This is a genomic window from Aeromicrobium sp. Sec7.5 (genome assembly GCF_036867135.1).
Taxonomy (GTDB): Bacteria; Actinomycetota; Actinomycetes; order Propionibacteriales; family Nocardioidaceae; genus Aeromicrobium.
Genome location: NZ_JBAJIJ010000001.1, coordinates 1731454 through 1744023 on the forward strand (window position 1 = coordinate 1731454; position 12570 = coordinate 1744023).

The following is a 12570-nucleotide window of genomic DNA, read 5'->3' on the forward strand; positions in this document are numbered from 1 at the left end:
CGAGTCGTTCGCTGCGCTCACGGGGCCACTCCTTCGGTCGGGAGGCCCGTGGTCTCGGGGAGACCGAGGGCGAGGTTCATGGACTGGATCGCGCCACCGGCAGTGCCCTTGACGAGGTTGTCGAGCGCCGTCACAGTGACCAGCCGCCCGACCTTCTCGTCGACCGCGACCTGCACGTGCACCTGGTTGGAGCCGAGGGTCGCCGCGGTCGAGGGCCAGACGCCCTCGGGCAGCAGGTGGATGAAGGGCTCGACGTCGTAGGCCGCGCCGTAGGCCTCCCGGACCGTGGCCAGGTCGGTGCCGGGCCGCAGCCGCGCCGTGGCCGTCGCGAGGATGCCCCGCGACATCGGCACCAACGTGGGCGTGAACGACAGCGCGACCTCGCTCGCACCCGCATGGCGGAGGTTCTGGACGATCTCCGGGATGTGCCGGTGCGTGCCGCCGACGGCGTAGGGAACGGCCGCGCCGAGGCCCTCGGACGCCAGGAGGTGGGGCTTGGCCGCCTTGCCGGCTCCGGAGTACCCGTTGGCGAGCACGGCGACGATGTCGGTGCTCTCGACCAGGTCGCCCGCGATCGCGGGCTGCAGACCCAGCGTGACCGCCGTGACGTTGCAGCCGGGGACGGCGATGCGCTTGACCGATCCCAGGGCGTCACGCTGGCGGGTCGCCCCCGTCATGAGCTCCGGCAGGCCGTACGGCCAGGTGCCGGCGTGATCGCTGCCGTAGTACTCGACCCAGTCAGCAGCGTCCTCCAGGCGGTGGTCGGCCCCGCAGTCGATCACGAGCGTGTCGGGACCGAGTGCGGCGGCGACCCTGCCCGACTCGCCGTGGGGCAGGCCGAGGAAGACGACGTCGTGGCCCGCGAGGGTCTCGGGCGTCGTGGGTTCGATCACGCGGTCGTACAGGCTGACGAGGTGCGGCTGGTGCTCGACCAGGCGCGATCCGGCGCTCGAGGCCGCGGTGAGCGCGCCGATCGTGACGTCCGGGTGCGCGAGCAGGAGGCGCAGGACCTCACCACCGGCGTACCCACTCGCGCCGGCGACGGCGACCTTGTACGTGTGGCTCATGGTTCAACCCTTGCAGATCGTGGGGGCGGGCGTGCTCAGTCGGTGCCGAGCTCCATGGCGGCGGCGTCGAGCGCGAGCTCCTCGTCGCCGCTGGCAGCGGGGTTGGCCTCGATGCGCACGGCGCCGCCGGCGGGCAGCTCGCCGAACAGCGTGCCGTTCTCCACGAGCACCTGGCCCTGGTCGAGCGGCTGGGCGGCGTACATCTCGAGCTTGGACCGCGAGTCCGCGATGTCGAGGTTGCGCATCGTGAGCTGGCCGATGCGGTCGGTGGGACCGAACACGGCGTTGTCGGTGCGCTCCATCGACAGCTTGTCGGGGTGGTAGGAGAAGTTCTCGCCCTGCGTGTCGAGGATCGAGTAGTCCTCGCCGCGACGCAGGCGCAGCGTGACGCTGCCGGTGACGAGCGAGGCGATCCAGCGCTCGACGGACTCCCGCAGCATCATGGCCTGCGGGTCGAGCCAGCGGCCCTCGTACATCAGCCGGCCGAGGCGACGGCCGTGCTGGTGGAAGTTCGCGATCGTGTCCTCGTTGTGGATCGCGTTGACGAGCCGCTCGTAGGCGATGTGCAGCAGCGCCATCGCGGGCGCCTCGTAGATACCGCGGCTCTTGGCCTCGATGATCCGGTTCTCGATCTGGTCGGACATGCCGAGGCCGTGCCGGCCGCCAATCGTGTTGGCCTCGTGGACGAGCGCGACGGCGTCACCGTCGAAGGTCTGGCCGTTGATCGCGACCGGGCGTCCGGCCTCGAAGGTGATCGTGACGTCCTCGGTGTCGATGTCGACCGACGGGTCCCAGAACTTGACGCCCATGATCGGCTCGACGGTCTCGAGCGAGACGTCGAGGTGCTCGAGCGTCTTGGCCTCGTGGGTCGCGCCCCAGATGTTGGCGTCGGTCGAGTACGCCTTCTCCTGGCTGTCGCGGTACGGCAGGTCGCGCTCGGTCAGCCACTGGCTCATCTCGGTGCGGCCGCCGAGCTCGCTGACGAACTCCGCGTCGAGCCACGGCTTGTAAATCCGCAGCTCCGGGTTGGCCAGCAGGCCGTAGCGGTAGAACCGCTCGATGTCGTTGCCCTTGAACGTCGAGCCGTCGCCCCAGATGTCGACGCCGTCCTCGTGCATCGCCCGCACGAGGAGGGTGCCGGTGACGGCACGGCCGAGCGGCGTCGTGTTGAAGTACGTGCGGCCGCCGGAGCGGATGTGGAAGGCCCCGCACGCGAGCGCGGCCAGGCCCTCGTCGACGAGGGGCTTCTTGATGTCGATCGCCCGGGCCAGCTCGGCGCCGTACTGCATCGCTCGCCCGGGGATGCCGGAGATGTCCGGCTCGTCGTACTGACCGATGTCAGCGGTGTACGTGCAGGGAACGGCGCCCTTCTCCCGCATCCAGGCCACCGCCACCGAGGTGTCGAGGCCGCCGGAGAACGCAATGCCGACCCGCTCACCGGCGGGCAGGGAAGTCAGTACCTTGGACATGCCTCATATTCTTGCATACCTCTGCAAGACCTTGCAGCCGGGGGTCGGGGTGCCCCCGCGTCGACGTTCCGCTCGCGAGAGAGAACGTTGGTGGTCAGGAGAGACTTTGTTGGTGGACAGGAGACAACAAAGTCTCTCCTGACCACCAACAAAGTCTCTCGCGAGCGGTACCTACCTCAGGGTGGCGGAGAACTGGGTCGAGGCGGCCTGGACCGCGGCCTCGCGGGCCGACTTGATGTCGGCCTCGGTCAGGGTGCGGTCCGGAGCCCGCAGGCGCAGGGAGAACGCGAGCGAGCGCTGGCCCTCCGGCACCTGGTCGCCCGTGTAGAGGTCGAACAGGCGCACCGACTCGATCAGGTCACTCGCCGACGCGAGGGCCGCGCGGAGCGACTCGGCCGGGACCTGGTCCGCCACGAGGAACGCGAGGTCCTCCTTGGCCACCGGGAAGGCCGAGAACGAGGGCTTCGGGCCGATCGCGGGCGCAGCGGCCAGCATCCGGTCGAGGTCGATCTCGCCGATGCCGACGCGGCCCGGAAGACCGTGCTCGGCAGCCACCGCGGGATGCAGCTCACCGGCATGGCCCACGACGGTGCCGGACAGGGGGCCGTCGGCGACGACCAGCTCCGCGCACCGACCCGGGTGGTAGGGCGCCACCTGGGCGGCACGGACGGTGACCTCGACGTGCAGGACCCGCGCGACACGTCGCAGCACCGAGACCGCGTCGGACCAGGCGGCCGGGCGACCGGGACCGTCCCACCCGCCACGCTCCCGCTCCCCCACGAGCACCAGCCCCACGTGGTGCGGCTGGTACGGCAGGGCGGCATCAAGGGCCTCGAGCTGCTCGGGCGTGGGTCGGGCCTCGACCCCGTAGATCGGCGCAGCCGTCTCGTCCGCGCCCGGCAGGAAGACCCGGCCGACCTCGCTGATCTCGACGACGTCGTGTCCACGCCCCACGTTCAGGGACGCGGCGCGGAGCAGGCCCACGAGCAAGGTCGTCGTGAGGCCCGGTTCCTCGGTGGAGAGCGGGTTGGCGAGCAGCACCTGTCGGCGGCGCTCGTCCTCGGCGGGAAGCCCGAGCCGGTCGAAGTGCGCCGGTCCCGCGAAGGGCAGGGTCAGGACCTCCGTCAGGCCAGCACCCGCGAGCACGTGGCCGACGCGGCGACGCAGCTCCTGCTCGCGCGAGAGTCCGCGGCCGCCCGTGGGCGTCGGGAGGACCGAGGGCACGTTCTCGTAGCCCGCCGACCTCAGGGCCTCCTCGACGAAGTCGTACGGGTCGTTCAGGTCGAAGCGCCACGTCGGGGGCGTGACCGTGAAGGCGGCGCCGTCACGCTCGACGGTGCAGCCGTTGCGCTCGAACACGTCACGCGCGACGTCTGCCGTGATGTCGAGGCCGGAGACCCGCGCGGGCAGATCCACCGGGAACGTGACGGGCGAGCGCCGTGGCACCGAGCCGACGTGCGACGCGCCGGGCTCCACGGTGCCGCCGGCGAGCTCGACGAGGAGCTCGGCGACGCGCGCCGCTCCCACGAGCGTCAGCGCCGGGTCGACGCCGCGCTCGTAGCGCTTCGCGGCCTCCGAGGGCAGCTTGTGACGGCGCTCGGCGCGGAAGATGGTGGTGGGGTCCCAGAACGCGGCCTCGACGATGACGTCGGTCGTGTCGGGGCCGATCTCGGTGGCGGCCCCACCCATGACCCCGGCCAGCCCGATGACGCCACTGTCGTCGACGATCACGAGGTCCTCGGGGGACAACGCGCGCTCGACGTCGTCGAGGGTCGTGAGCCGCTCCCCCGCCGCGGCCCGGCGCACCACGAGGTCGCCGGACACCTTCGCCCGGTCGTAGCAGTGGTTGGGCTGCCCCAGCTCGAGCATGACGTAGTTGCTGATGTCGACCGTGAGCGAGATCGACCGCATGCCGGCCTGCGTCAACCGACGGGCCAGCCAGGCGGGCGTGGGGCGGGTCGGGTCGATCCCGGTCACGACGACGGTCGAGAAGACCGGACATCCCACCGGGTCCTCGACGTGCACCGGGTGACCGCCGTCGCCCGAGGGCTCGACGACGGCATCCGCGGGATCGCTGAAGGGCAGGTCGAAGGCGAGGGCCGTGTCGCGGGCGACGCCGCGCAGGCTCAAGGCGTACGCACGGTCGGGGTTGACCTCGAGGTCGAGCGTCTGGTCGCCCAGCCCGAGCAGCGCGATCGCGTCGTCCCCGGGCGCGGCGGACTCCGCGGGCAGGACGAGGATCCCGGCCGCCGAGCTCGCGTCGTCAGGCAGGCCCAGCTCGGTCGTGGAGCAGATCATGCCGTCCGAGACGTGCCCGTAGGTCTTGCGCGAGCCGATCTCGAAGTCGAGCACGGCCAGGTAGGTGCCCGGCAGCGCCACGACGACGAGGTCGCCCACGGCGAAGTTGTGCGCCCCGCACACGATGCCACGGCTGGCGACGTCGTCGCCGGGCGCGTCGGGCACCGAGTCGAGGTTCTGCGCGCCGACGTCGACGCGGCACCAGTTGATCGTCTTGCCGTTCTTCTGCTTCTCCGGCGAGATCGCCAGGACGCGCCCGACCGTCAACGGACCGGACACCCCGCCGCCGATGATCTCCTCGAGCTTGAGGTCGTACATCGTCAGACGGTCGGCCAGCTGCGCCGTCGTGAGGTCGGCCGGCAGCTCCACGAGGCTCTTCAGCCACTCGACAGGTACCTTCACAGTCCCACTCCGAACGGCTCGGTGAAGCGGACGTCGCCGTCCCAGAGGTCGCGCAGGTCGGCGATGTCGTAGCGACTCGTGACCGTGCGGTCCAGGCCCATCCCGAAGGCGAATCCCGAGTAGCGATCCGGGTCGACGCCACAGGCCACCAGGACGCGCGGGTTGACGACACCGCAGCCACCCCACTCGATCCAGCCCTCGCCGCCGCACGTGCGGCACGACGAGACCGCCGACGGGTCGTTGTGGCAGACGTAGCAGAGCAGGTCGACCTCGGCGCTCGGCTCGGTGAACGGGAAGTACGACGGGCGGAACCGCGTGGTCATGCCGTCGCCGTAGACGGCACGCGCGAAGTGGTCGAGCGTGCCCTTGAGGTGTGCCATCGAGAGACCCTCGTCGATCGCGAGGCCCTCGACCTGGTGGAACACCGGCATGTGGGTCGCATCGGCCTCGTCTGTGCGGTAGACCCGGCCGGGGCACACGACGTAGATCGGAGGCGTGCGGGTCAGCATCGAGCGGGCCTGGACCGGCGACGTGTGGGTGCGCAGGACCTGGCCCGATCCCTGCGGCGTGTCCTCGGGCGCGGCGACCCAGAAGGTGTCCTGCATCGTGCGGGCCGGGTGATCCGGCCCCAGGTTCATCGCGTCGAAGTTGAGCCACTCGGCCTCGACCTCGGGACCCTCGGCGACCTCCCAGCCCATCGCGACGAAGATGTCGGCGACGAGCTCCTGGATCGTGGTGACGGGGTGGCGGGCGCCGACGACCTCACGATCGGTCGGGAGCGTCACGTCGACGGCCTCGGCCGTCAGCCGCGCGACCGACTCGACGGCCTCCAGCTCCTCGGTGCGAGCCGCGATCGCGCGCGTGACCTCACCGCGCGCCTGTCCGATGCGCTGACCGGCCTCCTTGCGCGCCTGGGGCGGCAACGCGCCGATCTCGCGATTCGCGAGGGCCAGGGGCGACCGGTCCCCCGCGTGGTCGATGCGGACCTGCTTCAGGTCGGCCAGGGTCGAGGCCCCGGCGACGGCCTCGAGGGCCTCGGCCGTGACCCGGGCGACCTCGTCAGGATGCAGGGGGGTGACCTCGACGGGGTCGTAGTCGGAGTTGGGTGCGGACACGGGACACGAGTCTAGTGGCGCGGCGCAGCCGGTCTCGCACGGCTCAGTCGGTCAGGGCGTCCGGCTCGTTCACGGGGAGCCATACGTCGATCCGAGCACCGCCGCCGGGTGCGTCGTCGATCGTGACCAGACCGCCGTGCTGGGTCACGATGCCGCCGACGATGTACATCCCCAGCCCGCTGCCGGCACCGGGGCCGGACTTCCAGAACCGGCTGAAGACGCGCTGGCGCAGCTCCTCGGGGATGCCGGGGCCCCGGTCGACGAGACGGACCCGCACACCCGGCACGTCCTCGTGCGCCGCCGGGGCGACCTCCACCCGGCGCAGTCCGTGGCCGTGGCGCATGGCGTTCTCCACGAGGTTCGTCAGGACCTGCACGATCCGGTCGGCGTCGCCCCAGACGAGCTCGACCTCGGCCAGGTCGGACTCCCACGAGGGTTCGCTGCCGGCGGCCGAGACGCTGCGCAGCACGCGGTCGACGAGCTGGTCGAGGCGCACCGGACCCCGCTTCAGGGTGAGCCGCCCCGAGTCGATCCGCGCCGCGTCGAGCAGCTCCGTGATGAGTCGGGTGAGCCGGTCGGCGTCGGCGTCGACGGTCTCGAGCATGAACTGACGCTGCTCGTCGGTGAACCGGTCCCACTTGCTCAGCAGGGTCGCGGTGAAGCCCTTGATGCCCGTGAGCGGTGAACGCAGCTCGTGCGCCACTGTCGCGACGAGGTCGGACCGCTCCCGGTCACGCTGGTTGCGCGCCCGGGCGCTGCGGATGCCCACGACGACCTGGTGCACCGTGCCGGCGGGGCGGTCGCGGCGCAGGGACGCCGTGATCAGGTACTCCGAGCCCCGCGGGGAGTACCAGGACTGCTCCGAGATCGCCGTCCGCGTGTTGAGCCCGTCGTACGGGCGCATGCAGTCCATCCACGTGTGACCGTTGAGGTCGTCGAACGGAAGGGCGTCGGCGAGCGGCATGCCGATCATCTCGTCGCCCTCGGCTCGCGCCAGCTTGCGGACGCGGTCGTTGACGTAGACCACGCGCTGGTCTGCTCCCGCGACGATCAGGCCGTCGGGGAAGTCCGCGAAGTCGTCGGGAGACACGTCGGGCAATGTAGTGCCTCGACCGCTCAGCGACCGCTACGACGCTGGAGCGCGAGCGCGACCAGCTCGGCGTTGCCCGCAACCTCGCTCCCGTCCGGCGCCTCGAGGACGTCCTCGAGCCCGATGCGGGTCGCCACGCCGTGCCGACCCGCGAGGTCGACCATCTCCCACGCCGACCGGCCCTCGCCGTGCAGCAGGATCGGCAGCCCCGCCGGGCGCACCAGCTCGAGCAGGCGCTCGGCCACCTCGACCTGGTCGCCGACGTCCGGCAGCTCGACGAGGACGAGCGCGGTGGCCTCGACCCAGGTCGAGTCGAGCCACTCCTCCGCGTCGCGCTCGCTCCACAGGCCCACGTTGATCGCGACACCCCGCTCCTGCAGGGCGGCGCACACCGCCTCGGACGCGGACTCGTGCCAGTTGACCGACGCGTGATCGGGCAGCACGTCCCACTCGGCGACCGCAGCGGTGGCTCCGGAGGGTCCGCTCCAGGCCCAGGCGCCCGTGGTGACGCCGACCGGGACGTCGACGACCTCACGCACGGCGGCGACCCAGGCACCCACGTGCTCGGCGGCGACGCTGTCACGCCCGTCGGACGTGCGCGGGTGCACGTGGAGGTCGGTGGCTCCTGCCTCGACCGCGGCCAGGGCCTCCCGGGCGCACGCCTCGGGAGTCAGGGGCGCGGCCGGGTGCTCGTCGAGGCCTCGCGACCCGTTCAGGCACGCCTGGATGCCGCTCATCGTGGCGCCTCCGCTCATGGTCGCTGGACGGGCGGGTCGAGGGCCCGCTGACCCTGGGCGCTCGCGTACAGGCAGACCGCGGCGGCCGTGGCGAGGTTGAGGCTCTCGGCCCGACCGTAGATCGGGATGGACACCACCTTGTCAGCCAGGGAGCGCCGGTCGGGCGGCAGCCCCCACGCCTCGTTGCCGAGCAGCCAGGCGCTCGGTGCCGCCAGGTCGAGATCGGGGTCGTACAGCCCGAGGTCGCCACCCCCGTCGGCGGCGAGGACCTGGAGGCCCGCGGCGCGGACGGCGGCGATCGCCACCGGGACGTCACGCTCGACGACGACCGGGAGGTGGAACAGGCTGCCGACCGTGGAGCGCACGACCTTCGGGCCGAGCGGGTCGACGCAGTCGCCGGCCAGGAGCACGGCGTCGGCACCCACGGCGTCGGCGCAGCGGATGACGGCACCCGCGTTGCCGGGGTCGCGCACGTCGGCGCACACGACCACGAGCCGGGCCCCTGCGAGATCGAGGTCGGCGAGGGAGCGCACGACCGTGCGGCAGCGGGCGACCATGCCCTGAGGAGCCACCGCGTCAGCGACCTCGGCGACGATCTCGGGCTCGACGACCTGCCAGTCGGGCGAGGCGGCGACGATGTCGGCGTAACGCTGGGTGGCCTCGGCCGTGGCGAACACCTCGAGCACGACGCCGGCCGCGACGGCCTCGCGGACCGCCTGGGGGCCTTCGGCGAGGAACTCCCCCGTCCTGTCCCGGAACGCACGAGTGGCGAGCCGCCGAGCGTGCTTGACCCGCCCGCTGCGTGCGGTCAGGTCAAGCTGCTCGGGGCTCGCCACGACGTGTTGGTGAGCGGTCGCGTCAGGCGACCGCGTCGTCCTTCGGCGCGTTGACGTCGGCCGGCAGGCTGTCCTTGGCCAGCTGCACGATCGCGCTGAACGCGGCCGGGTCGTTGACGGCCAGGTCGGCCAGGTTCTTGCGGTCGACCTCGAAGTTCGCGGCCTTCAGCCCCTGGATGAACCGGTTGTAGGTCAGGCCCTCGGCGCGCGTGGCGGCGTTGATGCGCTGGATCCACAGACGACGGAAGTCGCCCTTGCGCGCCTTGCGGTCGCGGTAGTTGTAGACGAGCGAGTGGGTGACCTGCTCCTTGGCCTTGCGGTACAGGCGCGAACGCTGACCGCGGTAGCCGGAAGCGCGCTCGAGAGTCTCGCGACGCTTCTTCTGTGCGTTGACAGAGCGCTTGACGCGTGCCATCTGGATCTCCTAAAGAAAAACGGGGGTGGTGGAAAGAGCGCTGGTCAGAGACCGAGCATCTTCTTGACGCGCTTGGTGTCGGCCTTGGCGACGTCGGTCGTGCCGGCGAGGCGGCGCGTACGGGTCGAGGACTTGTACTCCAAGAGGTGCCGGCGGTTGGTCTGCTCGCGACGGAGCTTGCCCTTGCCGGTGATCTTGACGCGCTTCTTCATTCCCGAGTGGGGCTTGAACTTCGGCACTTATGCCTCCATGTCTGGGTCGAGGTTCTCGGAACGACGACGGGGCTTCTTGGGGGTGGCGGTCTCGCGGGCCGCCTCGCGGTGTGCCTTGTCGGCGGCCTCGTCGGCCTCCTTCTCGGCGGTGCGCTCGGCCGTGACCTTGGCCTTCTCGGCCTTGACCTCGGCCTGGGCCTCGGACTTCTTCTTCAGGGGTCCGAGCACCATCGTCATGTTGCGGCCGTCCTGGCGCGCGTTGCTCTCGATGAAGCCGAGGTCCTCGACGTCGGCAGCGAGCCTCTGGAGCAGGCGGTAGCCCAGCTCCGGGCGGTGCTGCTCACGACCACGGAACATGATCGTGATCTTGACCTTGTCGCCCGCCTTCAGGAACCGCACGACGTGACCCTTTTTCGTGTCGTAGTCGTGCGCGTCGATCTTGGGGCGGAGCTTCATCTCCTTGATGACGGTGTTCGTCTGGTTGCGTCGCGACTCGCGAGCCTTCTGGGCCGCCTCGTACTTGAACTTGCCGTAGTCCATGAGTCGGCACACGGGCGGACGCGCGGTCGGCGCGACCTCGACGAGGTCGAGGTCGCTCTCGGCGGCCAGTCGCAGGGCATCCTCGATACGAACGATGCCCACCTGCTCCCCGCCGGGTCCGACGAGACGGACCTCGGGTACGCGGATGCGGTCGTTGACGCGCAGCTCGGTGGTGATGGATCCTCCTGGGGGTCGTGGTGAGGGCCCACGAAAAAAAGGCCCCCGTCTGAAACGGGGGCCACCAGGGAACGCGTCACGCCACCGCCGCAGCGGTGCACGACACACGTCGTGAGCCGGACGGATCCGGCGCTACCCCAGGACCGTGAGCCCTGCAGGTGGGAGATGGCCTCCACTTCAGTGCACCATCCTAGCAGCGCCCGCGCTTCCCGTACAAAACCGTCATCTCACGTCGGCGAAACACCCGTGGCGCCGATCGGAAACACGCGCGACGCAGGCTGGCCCCATGCCCTGGCGCGTGCGCACGACCCTCGACGACCGACCCGGAATCCTGGCCGACATCGCCCAGGCGTGCGGTCGGGCGGGTCTGAACATCGCCTCGATGCAGGTCTTCGGGATCGCCGACCGCGTCACCGACGAGTTCGTGGTCGACGGCCCGCTCGACGAGCTCGCCGTGGCCCGCGTCTTCACCGACGCCGGCGGCACCGACGTGTCCGTGACCCGGATCGACGACGGCACCGTCGTGGACGCCCCGACGCGGTACCTCGAGGCGGTCCACCAGGTCCTCGAGGAAGGACGCGACGTCGAGGACGTGCTCCGCGAGCTGCTCGCCACCGAACCGCCCGACGTCGCGGACTACGCCGGGCACGACGTGCTCGACCTCGTGCGCCGTGGTGGGACGACGCTGCGCATCAGCCGTGCGGTGCCGTTCACGCCCGCCGAGCGATCTCGCGCCCAGGCTCTGTTGTCCCTCGTGAGCGACGCCGGCGCCGACCTGCCGCTGATCGCGCCGTCGACGACGCGCCCGATCCCGTTGGTGCGAGAGGCGACGCTCGCCGACATCGACGCGGTGGCCGCGATGCACAGCCGCTGCAGCGTCGAGACGCTGTACGCCCGCTACCAGACACCGCTGCGCATGCCCATGACGACGCGGCTGGCGCGGCGCCTGGTCGTTCCGGAGCGAGGCGTCGCCCTCGTCGCGCAGGCCGGGCTCGACGTCGTGGGCCACGCGGTCCTCGAGCCCAGCGAGCATCCTGACAACCCCCGGTGGACCGGCCGGGTGCTCGTGGAGGACGCGTGGCAGCACCGGGGCATCGGCACGATGCTGGTGCGCCAGTGCGCCGGCACGGTCCGTGAGCACCGCGGCGACGCGTTGACGTTCCTGACCGCCGGTTCGAACGACTCACTGCTGCGGTCGGTCGGCAGCGCCGGCTTCGTGGCCCGGGTCGAGCGGCACGACGACGTCGTGCACATCACCGTGCCGCTTCGACGCTAGGAGGCGGTCAGGCGACCGTGGCACATCAGCTGCCCGCGCGGACCCAGGCCGTGCCGCTGCTGGTGCGGGCGAGGGTGTCGCCGGCGGCCAGGTGGCCGAGGTCGTCGGTCTCGACGACCTGCCAGTGGGGCTGGCCCAGGTCCAGGACGATCGCGGACGCGGACTCGGCAAGGGCCGACTGCGCCGCGGCCTGGCCGTGCACGGGCACGGGACGCGCCTGCGGGTTCCACGCCTCGAGGGCCGCGACGCTCGTGAACGCCAGGAGCGCCTGCCGACCATCGGCACCCGTCATCAGGACGGCCGCCATGTCGGCACTCTTGTCGGAGCCGTCGGTGGCGCGCTCGCCCAGCACCGCGACGATCGGGACGAAGACGCGTGCCTCCCCGAGCACGGCCAGGACGCCGGCCGGGTCGCCGAGCGCGGGCGCCAACGCCGGGTCGACCGAGCCGTCGTCGCCGGGGAAGGCCGGCTCCGCCAGGCTGCGCTCGTGCTGACGGGGCTCGTGCTGACTGGGCTCGTGCTGCGGGGGCTCGGAGGTCATGCCGCCCAGGCCCGCAGCTGTCGGACGACGTCGCGGCCGTCACCGTCGGTGCGCTGCAGCGCGAACAGCATGACGCGCTCGTCGTCGGTCGTGACCAGCGTGGCCCAGGGCGCTCCGGACTTCATCGAGATGCCCTCGACCTGGTCCCACGTGAGGCGGTGGCGCTTGTAGCCGTTGAGGACCTCGATCGAGGACGCATCGGCGCGCACGTAGCTGCGCCCCACTCCGTGCAGCAGCGCGAGCACGGCCACCAGCAGCAGCGTCATGGTGGCCTTCTCCGCGATCGTGAACGCCACGAAGTCGGGCAGCGCCCGACCGATCGCCACGATGCTGATGATCATCAGCACCATGACGCCGTAGGCGACGATGCGCGGGCCCTGCGGTCGGATCGTCAT

The 12570-nt window shown here is 71.3% G+C and carries 13 protein-coding genes; 1 reads left to right on the top strand and 12 read right to left on the bottom strand.

Annotated features, from left to right (window positions below):
- Positions 1-17: 17 nt before the first annotated feature.
- The 10 genes from argC to infC all read right to left on the bottom strand — a co-directional run bounded on the left by argC (position 18) and on the right by infC (position 10358).
- A complete protein-coding gene (gene argC, locus V6S66_RS08665; RefSeq protein ID WP_334206342.1) occupies positions 18-1067 on the bottom strand; it encodes an N-acetyl-gamma-glutamyl-phosphate reductase in 1050 nt (349 codons plus the stop codon).
- Between the two features lie 35 nt (positions 1068-1102).
- Complete coding sequence (argG, locus tag V6S66_RS08670) at positions 1103-2536, bottom strand: argininosuccinate synthase (protein WP_334206343.1); 1434 nt, start codon at positions 2534-2536, stop codon at positions 1103-1105.
- Positions 2537-2707: 171 nt separating this feature from the next.
- Positions 2708-5236, bottom strand: a complete 2529-nt coding sequence (gene pheT, locus V6S66_RS08675) for a phenylalanine--tRNA ligase subunit beta (protein WP_334206344.1) — start codon at positions 5234-5236, stop codon at positions 2708-2710.
- Positions 5233-6351: a phenylalanine--tRNA ligase subunit alpha gene (pheS, locus tag V6S66_RS08680; RefSeq protein ID WP_334206345.1), complete on the bottom strand. Its 1119-nt coding sequence runs from the start codon at positions 6349-6351 to the stop codon at positions 5233-5235. Before pheS ends, pheT begins: the two co-directional genes overlap by 4 nt.
- Positions 6352-6394: 43 nt before the next feature.
- Positions 6395-7441 carry an ATP-binding protein gene (locus V6S66_RS08685; protein ID WP_334206346.1) on the bottom strand — a complete coding sequence of 349 codons (1047 nt, stop codon included), beginning with the start codon at positions 7439-7441 and terminating at the stop codon, positions 6395-6397.
- A gap of 26 nt (positions 7442-7467) precedes the next feature.
- Positions 7468-8196, bottom strand: coding sequence for a 3-keto-5-aminohexanoate cleavage protein (locus tag V6S66_RS08690; protein ID WP_334206347.1), 729 nt, complete (start codon positions 8194-8196; stop codon positions 7468-7470).
- On the bottom strand, positions 8193-9014 hold the full coding sequence (locus V6S66_RS08695) for a TrmH family RNA methyltransferase (protein WP_334206348.1): 822 nt from the start codon (positions 9012-9014) through the stop codon (positions 8193-8195). Before V6S66_RS08695 ends, V6S66_RS08690 begins: the two co-directional genes overlap by 4 nt.
- A gap of 22 nt (positions 9015-9036) precedes the next feature.
- A complete protein-coding gene (gene rplT / locus V6S66_RS08700) occupies positions 9037-9429 on the bottom strand; it encodes a 50S ribosomal protein L20 (protein WP_334206349.1) in 393 nt (130 codons plus the stop codon).
- A gap of 44 nt (positions 9430-9473) precedes the next feature.
- Positions 9474-9668, bottom strand: a complete 195-nt coding sequence (rpmI, locus tag V6S66_RS08705; protein WP_334206350.1) for a 50S ribosomal protein L35 — start codon at positions 9666-9668, stop codon at positions 9474-9476.
- Entirely contained in the window at positions 9669-10358 is a 690-nt protein-coding gene (infC, locus tag V6S66_RS08710; RefSeq protein ID WP_334207246.1) for a translation initiation factor IF-3, read from the bottom strand.
- 286 nt (positions 10359-10644) lie between these two features.
- Between infC and V6S66_RS08715 the strand changes: the two genes are divergently transcribed.
- Positions 10645-11634 carry a GNAT family N-acetyltransferase gene (locus V6S66_RS08715; RefSeq protein WP_334206351.1) on the top strand — a complete coding sequence of 330 codons (990 nt, stop codon included), beginning with the start codon at positions 10645-10647 and terminating at the stop codon, positions 11632-11634.
- A gap of 25 nt (positions 11635-11659) precedes the next feature.
- Here V6S66_RS08715 and V6S66_RS08720 read toward each other — a convergent pair whose 3' ends face one another.
- Both V6S66_RS08720 and V6S66_RS08725 read right to left on the bottom strand, forming a co-directional pair.
- Positions 11660-12175, bottom strand: a complete 516-nt coding sequence (locus V6S66_RS08720) for an SseB family protein (RefSeq protein WP_334206352.1) — start codon at positions 12173-12175, stop codon at positions 11660-11662.
- Positions 12172-12570 (bottom strand): PH domain-containing protein, encoded by a 399-nt coding sequence (locus tag V6S66_RS08725; protein WP_334206353.1) that lies wholly within the window; start codon positions 12568-12570, stop codon positions 12172-12174. The genes V6S66_RS08720 and V6S66_RS08725 overlap by 4 nt, the downstream gene beginning before the upstream one ends.